Here is a 13,481-nt window from a genome sequence, read left to right as displayed (position 1 = left end):
AAAAAAAATAATTTAGTGACTAGATTTGTAAACGAATATTCAGTATTTTTCCCTGAAACTAGGGATTTTCAAGGGAAAAGATAAGTTTTCCTTTGGAAAATAGCTTTGTCTAAGATAGAGGAAGAAAAAAACTCCCATTATGGCTGAAACTTCTACACTGAACCAAAGACCCGCCTCCTCCATCAAACTCCTGGAAGAAATGGAAAGGTTGTACAAAGACCTACCGATGGAAGCCATTGTCAAACAAGACATCCTAAGGCAAGGCATCCACTTTTTACCGGAATCCTTTTTAGTCAAAGATCCTTATAAATCCAAAGATTATTTTATCTTTTCCTTCGACCACATCCCTCTCGCTGACCTGAAAGATGGGGCAGACACCAAAGCACCCGAGGAAATCAAAATCTCTGGAGGTCATTTTGGTCTTTTAAAAACAGTGATCTCTACAAGAAACAACCCGAACTCCCCCTATAAAATGAAATCAAAGGATGGAATTCCTACTTTGTTTTTAGAAGAAACAGAAATTGGGAGTGCTGAGTATCCTCCGATTCCTTCTTGGTATAGACACAAAACCAAATCAGGAAAATTACCCGGGGAAGTGGCACCTGTCATCGAATGGGGTTACCTTTTGTATCTAACGGTATTCCGAAATTGCCAATACTTTGGAAAAGATGAAGAATGTGCTTATTGTGATATCAACCACAACTACCGCCAACAAAAAGGTGCTGGCCGGCCCTATACTGGGGTGAAAGACGTTGAAGATATTTTAGAAGTTTTATCTTGGGTGGATGCAGAGGACCAAATTGCAAAAGTGTATACCATAACCGGTGGATCAGTCCTTACCAACTTAAAGAAAAAATCTGAGGTAGATTTTTACCTCCAATACCCGGAAGCCATTGAAGCACGATTTCCCAAACGATGGATGGGAAAACTAGTAGCCCAAGCCTTTGAAAAAGAAGACTGCCAAAAGTTCAAAGATGCGGGGATCCAAATTTATCACCCCAATTACGAAGTTTGGGACAAGGCACTTTTTGAAAAGATCTGTCCTGGAAAATCCAGTTGGATTGGTTATGAAAATTGGATTCGTCGTGTGGTAGATTCTGCGGAAGTATTTGGTCCAGAAAATGTAATCCCTAACTTTGTCGGCGGGGTAGAACTTTCAGAACCTTGGGGATTTAAAACGGTAGCTGAAGCCATCACTTCCACAAAACAAGGTTTAGATTTTTTTATGTCCAAAGGAATTGTTCCGAGATTCACTGCTTGGTGCCCAGAACCTTATACCACACTTGGACAACAAGCAGGCCCACCACTTGTTTATTTTTGTGAATTGTTACGCGCTTGGAAAGAAACCTTTGAACAGTATGGTCTCCCCACTCCTCCAGGGTATGGGGAACCTGGTCCAGGTAAGGCAGTATTTTCTGTTTCTGCTTTTATGGATGTCATAGGATATTCTGGACGAAATTAGTTCTATCCTGTATAAAGAAAAAACTAAAATCCGTTTATGCGAAAACAAATCCTACTAACGGGAGTTTTTTCTCTCCTGGTCTTCCAATTTGCCTGTCAGAACCCCGAACAAGAAGAACCTTATAGGTTCCGCCAAGGGGTTCTGGACTTAAAGGAAATTACGTTCAAAGAAGATACCATTGTGGACTTACAAGGGGAATGGGAATTGTATTATGGCGAATTCCATTATCCACCTTTTCACGGAGAAAAACCTCTGACTGGTTATTTGGCAATTCCCAATTCTTGGCAAGATGAAGAATTTGGTGGGGAAGAATTACCAAGAACAGGCCACGTCACCTTACGTGCGTTCATTCATATCAGTAAACAAACCGTAGGACAAGAATTACGGATTTATATTCCCGATGTTGCCTCTTCCTATCGATTTTTTGCCAATGGAATTTTGATTGGTGGCCAAGGAAAACCAGGTATCAACCAATTTGATGATACACCAAGGATTAAATCCAAATACTATACGCTCATTCCTGATAATGAAGTCATCGAACTTGTATTTCATATCGCAAACTATGATAACAATTTTGGCGGGTTTTGGGCCATTCCAAGCCTTGGAAATAAAAATGCTTTGGATCGGGAGAAGATGCTCGCCAATGCACGGGAACTTTTTTTACTCGGTGCTCTCGTTCTTATTGGTCTCTATCATTTTGGATTGTATTTTTATAAAAGAAAAGAAACCTCTATTTTTTATTTTGCAGTTTTTTGTTTTTTACTGGGGATCCGACTCGCCTTTACCGGTGAAAGGTATATCTTAGAACTCTTTCCTGGTCTTCATTGGCCCACCGCATTTCGGATTGAGTTTGCTTCCTTTTATTTTGCGGTACCAACCTTCTTATTATTTATTTATTCTCTTTTTCCAAAAGAATCCAACCCAAAGTATGTACGAACTGTACTCATCGCAAGTGTTGCATTTTCTTTTACATTATTTTTACCAATATCTATTTTTACCATTTTACTATATGGATTCCAAGTGTTGGCATTTTTTACCATTGGGTATGTCATTCATATCAACCTAAAAGCTGTTTTTAACAAAAGGCCCAATTCCAAATTATTTTTTTTAGGACTTCTTGTTTTAGCATTTTCTGTAGCATTTGATATTTTACGACACAGTGTAAACAACCGAGGAATTGGACTAACTCCTTATGCCCTACTTTGTTTTATTTTTATCCAATCTCTGATTCTTTCGAGTCGGATTGCCAATGCTTTTATCCGTGCAGAGGAACTTGCGGAAAGTTTAAAGATTAGCAATGAATCCTTACTAGCAGTCACCGAAAATTTGGAACAAATTGTTTCGGAAAGAACGTTCCAATTAAACTCTTCTTTGAATCGAATCAAAAAAGACCTCCTACTCGCTAAAAAAATCCAACAAAAGATCCTTCCTGAAGATGGAATCAAATTTGAACATTTGAAGATCCATCTCTACTTCCAACCACAAGGAGAAGTGGGTGGAGATTTTTATGATATCTTTGAATTGGATAATGGAACTGTTCGTTTTTTTGTAGCTGATGCAACTGGACACGGAATCCAAGCAGCATTATATACGATGGCAATCAAATCTGAATACGAAGCCATCAAACGTTTCATCACCAAAACGGATGATATGATGAACCATCTCAATCAAAAGATTCAGAACAAATTTTCAGGCCTAAAAATTGTATTTTCTGGATTTTTATTGGATATCGATACAAAAACAAAGACCGTCTACTATTCGTCAGCGGGTCACCCTAACCAGATTTTTCAATCCTCAGGCGAACAAATCATTTTAGATCGAACTGGGAATATCATTGGTTTAAAAAAGGACCAACCTTATACACAAAAACAATTCCAAATGGCCGTGGGAGATCGCATTTTACTTTTTACCGATGGGATGTTAGAACAAAAAAACGAAACAAGAGAAGAGTTTGGAATGGAACGAATCCAAAAGATTCTAGTAGATTACATAGGAAAAGAATCGGAGAGAGTTCTTGCGGAACTTGTCATCCAACTGTTCCTCTTCCAAGGAAAAGAAGAACAAGAGGATGACCAAACAATGGTTCTCATTGAATGGGAAAAAACTCCGTAGAATCTTTTCCCAAACTTTCTTTATTTTTTTAAGAATAAATTGTCTACTCCATTCTTTTCAAATTCTGCATCATACTTTTCTGCTTCTTTGGAAACTTTCGTTTCATAATCTTCAGGGCTCAATGCTTCCAAATCCTTTGCAGATACTTTTTGTTCTAAATCTCTTTGGGCAAGTTCCGTAGAAAGGTCTGTCCAGAATATATCATCGTTATAAGGTTCGATATATGATTCGAATACTTCTTGGAAGTACTCTTCTGCAATGGTATAAAGTCCGTTTTCAGATACGATGGGACTATCCTTTGCAGCAGAAAGTTTTTTTAAAATGGATTGGATGAATTCGTCTACAGAAGGATCTGTTTCTTCATGGGGCGAATTGCTCACCCATTCAAATACAGCAAGTGCATTCAAAAGGTGTTTTGTTTCTTGGGGATTTAGATCTAAATTCATGATTACCTACTTTGTTTCCATGGAAGCGAGAATCCTTCATGTAGGCAAATCAAAGAATGACTGTGGACCTGTTTTCCTTATAGTTTTGATAGATCTGATCGACAAGAAGACGAAAACTAGGATCCTCTTTGAGAACCTCCAATTTTTCTTCCAAACTCAAAATAGAAAATTTAGGATACAAAGCTTTGGTGACAGCGGGCTTCATACCCAATAAGTAAACAAACGAATAGTAGTGTCAAGAAAAAAATACTTAACGCATGTCACGTATTTATGTCGCGATAGGCTTTTGCGATCCGTTTCACACCGAGTTCCAACTCTTCATTCTCTAAAAAACTAAAATTCATTCGGAAATAAGAAGAAGGCCGGCTTACGGGAGAAAACTCAGTTCCCGGAACCATTGCGACACCACTGGAGAGACAACGATCCATTAACTCTTTAGTAGTTACCTTGGGAAAATCCACCCAAAGAAACATTCCCCCCTCTGGAATAGAAAACCGAGCCTCTGGTAAATATTCTTTTAACAATGAAACTAAGTTTTCCTTTTTTTCTGAATAAAACTTTTGAATGGAAAAAAGGTGGCTCTTCCAATCTAGTTCATTCAAAAGTTTAGAAACAACAACTTGCGAAAACTGATTGGAATTCAAATCGTTACCTTGTTTGATCGCCGTAAATAAAGATCGATAAACCTCTGGTACTACTGTCCAACCCAATCGAAACCCAGGAGATAAAATTTTAGAAAAACTTCCAAGAACAAATGTTAGGTCACTTCTTTTACGAAAAGAACTGACGGAAGGATAAACAACCCCATTAAAATCCAAATACCGATAGGCTTCATCTTCGATAAGAATGATTTCTTTTTCATCTAAGATTTTTGCGATTTGTTTTCTTTTTTCCAATGACCAAGTATAGGTAGAAGGATTTTGGTAGGAAGGGTTAACATAAAAAACATGGATTTTATTTTGTGAAACAATTTCCTCAAACCAATATAAATTAGGTCCATCGGTTTCGATGGGAACACTAAAAAAATTAGGGTTGTAAGGGGAAAACGCCTGCAATGCTCCCAAATACACAGGGTCTTCCAATAAAACATTGGTATCGGAATCCATAAACATTTTCCCTAAAATATCAAGTCCTTGTTGGGAACCGTGAGTGACTGTGATGGATTCTGCGGAAGACCAATATACATCGGTTAGTTGGTTTGAAATAATTGTTCGCAGAGGGAGGTATCCTGAAGAATCACCATATTGAAATGCAGTTGCAATGTTTTCTTTCACTACAGACTCCATCACAGAACTTAAAACACCTTTCGGAAGTAAATTAGGATTCGGAAGTCCTCCTGCAAAAGAAAGAATATCAGAATTTTCAACAGTTAGCTTTAAAATTTCCCGGATGACCGATGTGCGAACAAAAGAAGTTCGTTTTGCTGAAAAAATACTTGGCTTTTCCGTTTTCATAGTGTTAGAATATCAAAAATAGAAGCAACTGTCCATATACAGTTATCTCAATCTATTCGTATACAGTGTACTCTATGACAAAATACAAACAATTAGCGACAGACCTAAAAACCGAAATTAAGTCTGGATATTATTCTGAAGGTGAAAGAATTCCATCCCTTCGTGAAATTCAAAGTTTAAAGTCATGTAGTCTCACCACTGCCAAAGAGGCTTACCGAATTTTGGAAGAGGAAGGTTATATCTTTGTAGTTCCTCAGTCGGGATACTTTGTTCATCCCAACATTCGCACTGTCATTTCGGGACCACAGAATGAATTTTATCCAGCTGTGGAGGCTGATGATCGAATCCAACAAATTATGAACACAGTGATGGATCCTAAGCTCATCGCTTTTGGCGCAGCAATACCTTCTGATTTTTATCTTCCACTAGGAGCTCTTACCTCCTCTTTTAAAAAAGCGCTTCAATTCAAAGAGATATTTTCGTATGGAGATCTACAAGGAAACCTAGGTTTAAGAGAATGGATCAGCAAACGCACTTCCATCCAAGGATATAGAGTAGGTAGAGAACAAATTCAGATCACAAGCGGATGTACAGAAGCCATTACATTTTCCTTACTGAGTACAACAGAACCTGGAGATACAGTGATTGTCCCTTCCCCCATTTATGTTGGATTATTTCAAATTTTAGAAACTCTGAGACTAAAAGTTGTAGAAATTCCCTACAGAAAAGAAGAAGGGATCTCTTGCGATGAATATGAAAAACTAATCAAACGACACAAACCGAAAGTATTTTTATTCTCAGCTAACTTCAATAATCCGAACGGAATCCTTTTAAGTGATTTTACCAAACTAAACTTGGCAAAAACTTCTTATTTTTATGGAATTCAATTAGTAGAGGATGATATCTATGGAGATTTATATTTTTCAGGTACAAGACCCAAACCTTTGGTGAGTTATTTTCCCACAGAACCAAATGCACCGAAAACATATCTTTGTTCTTCATTTTCAAAAACAATAGCACCTGGACTTCGGATGGGTTGGGTGGCTTCCAAAACAGGAATTCGGGAATTAAGTAAACAAACCAGAGCTTATAAAATTTCCGAAAACAATCCCACGCAAATGGCGGTACTTCAATTTTTAAAACTACAAACTTATGAAAGGCATCTCAAATTTTTACGGGTCGAATATCAAAAATTGACGGACGAATATACAAAACTTTTATCGTTTCATAGTGCCGAAACCCTAGAGATCCAAAAACCAGATGGCGGATTTGTATTATGGATCAAATCTCCGTTAGACGGTGATAAACTATTAAACGAATCCAAAAAGATAGGAATGGCAATTGCCCCAGGTTCCCTATTTGGACTTTCCAAACACTGGGACCACCATTTTCGACTCAATGTATCTGTTGGTGTTTCACCAAAAATTCGAGAAAAACTCATTTTGTTTTCCAAGTTATTCTTAAAAAAACGAAAACCCTAATTTTAAAGTTTTTGGTTGCAAGAAGAAGAATCGAAAACAAGGTCTATACTATGTCAGAAAACACACGCAAGTATTTGGAAACTTCTCAAATCATTCCTTCTAAAGGAATGTCTTACACGATGTATGAAATTGAAGGCCAAGATACGATTTTAAGAATGCTTACTTTTATCCCAGACAATGATGAAATCCATATTTATCCCAAACCTCCGGTAAAAAAGCTCTATAAGCCAGAACTATGTAAAAAGGTAGAAGAGAACGAATTTTTGGGTCTATGGACGATGGGAGAAGAGAGAAAGGTTGGAAATTAGGCAACCGTGGCCCCGGACAGAATCGAACTGCCGACACGAGGATTTTCAGTCCTCTGCTCTACCGACTGAGCTACAGGGCCTTCGGTTACGACCAAAGTATTTTTTCTGATCCCTCTGTCAACGAACCTTTATATTTTTTGTAAGGACACTATGAAAACCAACTGGAAACCATTCACCACCCTAATCCTTTTCTCCGTTTTGCAAATACAATGTGCAGCCACGCTCCACAAAACAGGAATTAGCCTAGAGCGTTTCCGGTCCGACCTGGAAACCAAATCCATTTTGGTTGATGGATTAGAATGGAAGTATACAGAAAAAAAGGGAAACACAGAAACGATTCTCGCCATACACGGCTTTGGTGGAGATAAAGACCATTGGACTAGATTTTCTAGACACCTGCCTGAAGATTTCCAAGTCATAGCCCCCGACCTCCCCGGTTTTGGAGAATCGGACAAACCAGATGGACTCAACTACACCCAAGAAGCACAAGCAGACAGACTCTTCCAATTCACAGAATCTTTAGGTTTAAAAGAATTTCATATCGCTGGAAATTCAATGGGTGGAGGCATTGCAGGAATCTTTGCCGCCAAATACCCAAAGAAGGTAAAATCTCTTATCCTCTTTGACAATGCTGGCATCAAAAGTCCAACTCCTAGTGAAATGCAAACCATTGAACTGTCAGGAAAACCAAGCCCCCTTCTTCTCACAAGTCCCGAAGACTTCGACAGGCTTCTTAGCTTTACTTTTGTCAAACCTCCCTATCTTCCCGGTTTTTTGAAAACTTATTTTGCAAACAAATCTTTTGCGAATAGAGAATGGAATGCCTCCATCCTAAAACAAATCAGAAAAGAAGGTTATGTATTAGAGAAAAAACTAACCGAGATCCAAGCACCCACTCTTGCCATCTGGGGAAAAGAGGACAAAGTCATTCATTATACTGTGATGGATGTTTTAAAACAAAAATTAAAACCCCATCTAGAAACTGTCCTTTTAGAAAATATGGGTCATGCTCCCATGATTGAAGATCCCAAGTTGTCCGCCAAACTCGTACAAGACTGGATTTTGAACCTCGATCGATCCAAAAAATAACTCACCAAATACTTTAGTATTTTTTTTCTAAATTAGGATAAAAAAATACTTGTACTTTCACGGGTTTTTTATGTTATAAACCCGTGAGTCCAAAACATAACAATAAAACACTGATTGGAATTACCGGATCGATTGGTTCGGGAAAATCCACTGTACTTGCTATGTTTGGTGAATTAGGCGCAGAAACCATTAGCTCTGATACCATCGCACGTACTTTCACAGAACCGAATAGCCCTGTCATCGGGGAACTCGTCAAAATTTTCGGCGATGTTATCTTAGATACAAATGGGGCACCCATCCGCGCTAAAATCGCAGAACTTGCCTTCACCGACAAAACAAAGCTAACCGCCCTAAACGAACTCACACACCCACTAGTTCGCAAAACCTTTCTTGAATTCCTAAATTCCAGAAAGGATGGAAGTATTGTTGCCTGGGAAGTTCCCCTTTTATTCGAAACTGATGCTCATACCATTTGCGATTTTACAGTGACTGTAGCTGTGAGTCCGGAAGTGGCATGGGAGCGAGTACAAAGTCGGGGTGGAATGGATTACCAAGATTTCCAAAAAAGAAATCTTTCCCAAATGGATTTAGAGAAAAAAAAGTCTCTCTCTGATTTTGTCGTAACTAACGATAATCAAAGGGAAAAGTTAAAAGAACAAATTGTTATCATCGATTCAGAAATCAAAAAAAGGATAAAAAAATGAAAGAAAGAGTATTTTACGTAATCAACCTAGATAAACAAAGAATCGGAGTTTTATCCCTCTTTCTTTTTGCACTTTTCTTTTCTATTTTTTTCCTAGGCGTTTCTGTTGGCCGCGGAAAACAAGAAGAGGCACAGACCCTTCAAAAAAAGAGTGAACTCACTCAAATTAGCCCTGAAACAACGGAGTCAACCATCCCTGCTCCGATAACAACTAACGGAACAGAGGCGACAGTGGGAACAAATGCAGCCTCTTCTCTTGTCCAAGGAACAAAATCCAAAGAACAAACAAACGCATCACAAGAGATTCCAATGGCTGATGTTGGAAATCATCCATACTTTGTAGAGACTTCCACAGCGAAAGATGAAGAAGAAGAGAAAAAACAACAAATTGTTGATTTGACAAAACGTAGAGAAAAACGAGAGTTAAGTGCGAAACAAGAAGAACGTTTCAAAAACTTGGCTCCCACGTCGAAGTTGTCCAAATCGCAAAAACTTCCTTCTCTAGCATCATCTACAAACAAATCAGATGGAAAACAATTTACGATCCAACTGGCTGCCTTTAATAGCAGACAATCTGCTGAAACTTTTTTATCTCAACTAAAAGCAGATAACCATGGTAAGTTGCCAGCAAAATCGTTTATCCTTGTAAAAAATGGATTCTTTGTAGTCCAATTGGGAAAATCAAAAGACAAAGGATCTCTTTCCAAGGTTCTTTCCAAAACTTCTATGCCGAAAGAGATTAAATCCAAGGCAATGGTTGTCAGTTACCAACCGTTATCATAAAAATAGAGATCGTCAAAAACCTTGGCCTTCGGCTTTCCTAAAATATTTAGGGAAGCCTTTTTCTATCTTCACCGAAATTTCATTTCGGAAATTCATTGCAAATTTCTAAAATCACGATTGTCTAATCCTTAGAATGGAAACAGAGGAAACTCCCCATCATAGTCTTACCTATGGAACCAGTAGGCTTGCACCAAGTATCAGTCTTGTAGACCGGGCCAAAGAAATTGAACTTGCAGAAGAATCTGTCCGACTGCATTTACATGGAAAACTGGAAGTTATTGCAGGACAAATTCGTCGCCTGAAAGAAGAAGCGGAACTCATTTTAAAACGCTCTGAAAAAGACATTGAGCTACACAAAGCACGATGCCAGTTTGAAAAAAAACCAGGCCAAACAATTCATTTATATGAAAAAGAAAATGGTTCTTACTTTTCTCTCCTTTCTCCCAAAGATTGGGGCAACCAGCCTCCACATTCCTATAAAGGTTCTTATATTATGAATCCCGATAGAAGTTTCACTGAAGTTTTTTTAGAATCGAAGGATTGACACCAAACATTGATTCACCGAATAAAACTTAAAACCAAGGTTTTTAAACGATGGATTGTCTTAATCCTTACGGGAGGTTTGTATCGATTCGGCTTAAAACCTGACACCAGTAAAAATGGAATTTGGTCAGAACAAACAAAGTTAACGCTGCCGATCTTTCCTTCTCCATTCAAAGAAGGAAAACTCCAAAACCTTAAAATTGCCATTGAATCAATGAACAATAAAGTTTTGTATCCGGGAAAAATCTTTTCTTTTTGGTATGAAATAGGTGAACCCACAATCAAAAAAGGGTTCAAAGAAGGTCGTGTCATTCGGGGTGGGCAAGTAGGTTCAGAAATTGCCGGTGGACTTTGCCAATTGTCAGGGATCATATATTATCTTTCATTAGAGCTTGGTTTAGAAATTTTAGAACGATTCCCCCACTCGCGTGATTTATACACGGAAGAAACCAGGTTTACGCCACTTGGGACAGATGCATCTGTCGTTTATCCTTCAAAAGATTTGCGAATCAAAAACTCTCTTTCGTTTCCTCTCCGTTTTTCTTGGGAACTTATGGAATCCGAACTCACGTTTCAAATCGAATCACAACAACCGATCAAACGAAAAAAAATATATTTCAAACAATCACAAAAAAATGGATTTTCGAATGTCCAAGTCTTCTTAGAATCAGAAGAAGATGGCAAACCAATTCTTTGTTCCTCAGATGATTACAAATTATAAAAAGTTTGGTTTCGTTTTCTTAATTTTTTTACTAATCGTAACTTTGCAACTAACCGTGCAATTGAGTTCTGCCTTCGCATATGGAGCAGATGGATACTATTATGCAGCCCAAGTCAATTCCTATATAACCAAAGGAAGATTCTTTAGCCCAGATTCCTCGCCTATCTTATATGGAATGGTATTATTCTCAAAACTAGGATCAAACATCGTAATTACCAATAAAGTTTTTGTTTCCTTACTGATTGGATTTTTGTTTTTATCTGGATATCGACTAGCGGTTTTTTTAACTCAAAATGAACTTACATCAATTCTTTTTGGTTTGGTTCTGATTTCATCATCGTTTATTCCACATTTTAGTTTTAACTTTATCAAAAACCTAGGTGGGATTGTTTTTTTTATCATATTTTTAACTGAGCTTTGGATTTTGGAACAATCAACTGACAGATCCAAACGATTCAATTATCTTCGCTTGGCTTTGAGTTTTATTTTGGTTTTTCTTAGCCATAAGATCACGGCAGGAATTTCCTTTTTCCTATTATTACCTTGGATTTGGAAACAAGTCCCACTTTCAAAACGATATCGTATCCTAATCTTATTGGTTTTGCCTCTAACTTTGATTGGGATAAGTTTTCTTTTCCCCAATGTCTTACACTGGAAGGACTTAAAAACGGTTTTATTCGAAGATTTACATTTTCAATTCCTCTCTCCATTTTATAAATATTCTGAAATTTTTCCGGAATTCGTTTTGGAACAAATTCTATTCTTCTTTTCCCCTTTGGTGTATTTTATCACAAGATCGAAACTAAATAAAGAATCCCAATCATTCTACGACAAACTGGTTATTTTGTTTTTTTTACTTTCGTTGCCAATTTTTAGTTATACCGCATTTAATTTTCCATTTCGGCTGTTTTTATTAATTTTTATTCCTGCTACGGTTATCCTCTTACCTTCTTTCTCCAACATTAAATCGAACCGGATCAAAATCATATTATGTATGTTTGTTTTTTTCTACCAATGGTTTACAATAGTTAAAGAAAAAGATTTTAATAACCAAGATTATAAACTTTATTCGATTTTACTCCCCTTATTCCAATTTCCCCCAAATACACTAATCATAGTACACCAAGGGTTTGATTATTTTATTTGTTACAATAAGGCTGGAGATGCTTTTCATTTTCTGCCAGAAGAAAAACACAAAAATAGACCCATTTATCGAATTGTGTACGGAGTGTCCGCCAAAGAATATGAAAAGTATTTAAAAAAGGATGTTAAGATCCAATACTTGCCAGGTTTTTATTCTGTATTGGAAGAAGAAAAGTGGCAGGAGTTTTTGACACAACTTCCTGCCGAATTAAAAAGTAGAATTTTAGATTGGAAAAATCCAAACACTCATCGAACGAATTCTATGTTAAGAAATGAATCCTTTAAAAAGAAGAATACGACGATTTAGTAAAAGCATAATCACTTTTACATGCCGCTTCTTTTTCCTTTTTCTCTCTCAGTAACAAGAGTTTGTCGTTACAAATGTAAAAATAAAAATTTTCTTTTCCAGCAACTGGATAAGTACTTAATGAAACCAAATATTCATCTGAGTTCGTAAATTCATAATAGGCATTGTAATAAGCAGTGCGTTCTTCCTCTGTTTGAGGGTATTGGATAAAAATGGAAGGACGAATGTATCTAGATTTTGAATCAAAAACAAGATGGTCAGAATACACATCGAACACACCTTCTAATTTTTCACTAATACCGGAATATTTACTGAATTCTCGGTAAACAAATCGGATTCCATCAAACTCAATTGTATTGGAACAGTCATCACGATTAGGAATTTTACAATATACAAAATTTCCCTGTACTGCCGCAATCATGGCATCTCTTGATTCCACTTTTTCAAGAGATAGATACCCACCAAACACCCAACCAGTAACAAAATTAGATTGAACCCGGTACCAGTAGGAAGTGATTCCGTCAATTTCCAAATCCTTTTCCGATCGTTCCAAGACCTTGATCTGATCTCCAAGTTTTAATTTTCCAACCTTCTCCCCATCCAATGTGGGAGTTTTTCGTGCGTTAAGAACTGTCGCAGAAATAAATGCAGTTTGACCGACTTCTATTGCAGGAGTTTTTTTACACTGAAACAAAACCAAAGATGTTAGGAAAACAAGGAACAATTTCTTCATGGAAGTGAGAATGGTTTTTGGGAGTAATTTTGGCAAGAAAAAATGTAATTTCAAAAAACAGAATATCCACCTAATTTTCACTAGGTGGACCAAACAGAATAGCAATCTATTTGGTAAATAAACTAACCAAATAAGTTAACTGAAAAAGTGATACCCCCCTCTGTCTCCTTTTAAGTTTATCGATGACCATAGGCAA

General features: G+C 37.3%; 13 protein-coding genes and 1 tRNA gene. 10 read left to right on the top strand and 4 right to left on the bottom strand.

The window, feature by feature from the left end; translation table 11 throughout:
* Positions 1–139: 139 nt before the first annotated feature.
* Together CH364_RS06165 and CH364_RS06160 are read left to right on the top strand one after the other, a co-directional pair.
* The gene (locus CH364_RS06165; protein ID WP_100742694.1) at positions 140–1,462 is read left to right on the top strand and encodes a radical SAM protein; all 1,323 of its coding nucleotides are present in this window, start codon (positions 140–142) and stop codon (positions 1,460–1,462) included.
* Positions 1,463–1,498: 36 nt separating this feature from the next.
* A complete protein-coding gene (locus CH364_RS06160; RefSeq protein WP_100742693.1) occupies positions 1,499–3,574 on the top strand; it encodes a PP2C family protein-serine/threonine phosphatase in 2,076 nt (691 codons plus the stop codon).
* A gap of 20 nt (positions 3,575–3,594) precedes the next feature.
* Here the strand turns inward: CH364_RS06160 and CH364_RS06155 are convergent, their stop codons facing one another.
* Together CH364_RS06155 and CH364_RS06150 are read right to left on the bottom strand one after the other, a co-directional pair.
* Entirely contained in the window at positions 3,595–4,020 is a 426-nt protein-coding gene (locus CH364_RS06155) for a hypothetical protein (RefSeq protein ID WP_100742692.1), read from the bottom strand.
* Between the two features lie 260 nt (positions 4,021–4,280).
* A complete protein-coding gene (locus CH364_RS06150; protein WP_100742691.1) occupies positions 4,281–5,474 on the bottom strand; it encodes an aminotransferase-like domain-containing protein in 1,194 nt (397 codons plus the stop codon).
* A 74-nt stretch (positions 5,475–5,548) separates the two neighbouring features.
* Between CH364_RS06150 and CH364_RS06145 the strand changes: the two genes are divergently transcribed.
* A complete protein-coding gene (locus CH364_RS06145; protein ID WP_100742690.1) occupies positions 5,549–6,955 on the top strand; it encodes an aminotransferase-like domain-containing protein in 1,407 nt (468 codons plus the stop codon).
* A gap of 50 nt (positions 6,956–7,005) precedes the next feature.
* The gene (locus tag CH364_RS06140; protein WP_004788896.1) at positions 7,006–7,263 is read left to right on the top strand and encodes a hypothetical protein; all 258 of its coding nucleotides are present in this window, start codon (positions 7,006–7,008) and stop codon (positions 7,261–7,263) included.
* A gap of 7 nt (positions 7,264–7,270) precedes the next feature.
* On the opposite strand, the gene CH364_RS06135 is transcribed toward CH364_RS06140, so the two are convergent.
* Positions 7,271–7,343: transfer RNA gene (locus CH364_RS06135), tRNA-Phe, on the bottom strand.
* Between the two features lie 70 nt (positions 7,344–7,413).
* On the opposite strand from CH364_RS06135, the gene CH364_RS06130 reads away from it, so the two are divergent.
* From CH364_RS06130 to CH364_RS06105, 6 genes are all read left to right on the top strand, one after another.
* Positions 7,414–8,352 (top strand): alpha/beta fold hydrolase, encoded by a 939-nt coding sequence (locus tag CH364_RS06130; protein WP_100742689.1) that lies wholly within the window; start codon positions 7,414–7,416, stop codon positions 8,350–8,352.
* An 83-nt stretch (positions 8,353–8,435) separates the two neighbouring features.
* The gene (gene coaE / locus CH364_RS06125) at positions 8,436–9,056 is read left to right on the top strand and encodes a dephospho-CoA kinase (RefSeq protein ID WP_100742688.1); all 621 of its coding nucleotides are present in this window, start codon (positions 8,436–8,438) and stop codon (positions 9,054–9,056) included.
* Entirely contained in the window at positions 9,053–9,838 is a 786-nt protein-coding gene (locus tag CH364_RS06120) for an SPOR domain-containing protein (protein ID WP_100742687.1), read from the top strand. Before coaE ends, CH364_RS06120 begins: the two co-directional genes overlap by 4 nt.
* 133 nt (positions 9,839–9,971) lie before the next feature.
* A complete protein-coding gene (locus tag CH364_RS06115; protein WP_100742686.1) occupies positions 9,972–10,382 on the top strand; it encodes a DUF2452 domain-containing protein in 411 nt (136 codons plus the stop codon).
* A gap of 9 nt (positions 10,383–10,391) precedes the next feature.
* On the top strand, positions 10,392–11,102 hold the full coding sequence (locus CH364_RS06110; RefSeq protein ID WP_100742685.1) for a VanW family protein: 711 nt from the start codon (positions 10,392–10,394) through the stop codon (positions 11,100–11,102).
* Positions 11,059–12,552 (top strand): hypothetical protein, encoded by a 1,494-nt coding sequence (locus CH364_RS06105; RefSeq protein WP_100742684.1) that lies wholly within the window; start codon positions 11,059–11,061, stop codon positions 12,550–12,552. The genes CH364_RS06110 and CH364_RS06105 overlap by 44 nt, the downstream gene beginning before the upstream one ends.
* Here CH364_RS06105 and CH364_RS06100 read toward each other — a convergent pair.
* Positions 12,527–13,285 (bottom strand): SH3 domain-containing protein, encoded by a 759-nt coding sequence (locus CH364_RS06100; protein ID WP_100743442.1) that lies wholly within the window; start codon positions 13,283–13,285, stop codon positions 12,527–12,529. The two genes, CH364_RS06105 and CH364_RS06100, sit on opposite strands and share 26 nt — an antisense overlap.
* Between the last annotated feature and the right edge of the window lie 196 nt (positions 13,286–13,481).

Source organism: Leptospira harrisiae, from assembly GCF_002811945.1.
Classification (GTDB): domain Bacteria; phylum Spirochaetota; class Leptospiria; order Leptospirales; family Leptospiraceae; genus Leptospira_A; species Leptospira_A harrisiae.
This window is presented reverse-complemented; position numbering and strand designations above follow the sequence as displayed.

Coding starts and splice junctions, on each gene's coding strand:
- CH364_RS06165 (WP_100742694.1), top strand. CDS start 140: ATGGCTGAAACTTCTACACTGAACCAAAGACCCGCCTCCTCCATCAAA.
- CH364_RS06160 (WP_100742693.1), top strand. CDS start 1,499: ATGCGAAAACAAATCCTACTAACGGGAGTTTTTTCTCTCCTGGTCTTC.
- CH364_RS06155 (WP_100742692.1), bottom strand. CDS start 4,020: ATGAATTTAGATCTAAATCCCCAAGAAACAAAACACCTTTTGAATGCA.
- CH364_RS06150 (WP_100742691.1), bottom strand. CDS start 5,474: ATGAAAACGGAAAAGCCAAGTATTTTTTCAGCAAAACGAACTTCTTTT.
- CH364_RS06145 (WP_100742690.1), top strand. CDS start 5,549: ATGACAAAATACAAACAATTAGCGACAGACCTAAAAACCGAAATTAAG.
- CH364_RS06140 (WP_004788896.1), top strand. CDS start 7,006: ATGTCAGAAAACACACGCAAGTATTTGGAAACTTCTCAAATCATTCCT.
- CH364_RS06130 (WP_100742689.1), top strand. CDS start 7,414: ATGAAAACCAACTGGAAACCATTCACCACCCTAATCCTTTTCTCCGTT.
- CH364_RS06120 (WP_100742687.1), top strand. CDS start 9,053: ATGAAAGAAAGAGTATTTTACGTAATCAACCTAGATAAACAAAGAATC.
- CH364_RS06115 (WP_100742686.1), top strand. CDS start 9,972: ATGGAAACAGAGGAAACTCCCCATCATAGTCTTACCTATGGAACCAGT.
- CH364_RS06105 (WP_100742684.1), top strand. CDS start 11,059: ATGGCAAACCAATTCTTTGTTCCTCAGATGATTACAAATTATAAAAAG.
- CH364_RS06100 (WP_100743442.1), bottom strand. CDS start 13,285: ATGAAGAAATTGTTCCTTGTTTTCCTAACATCTTTGGTTTTGTTTCAG.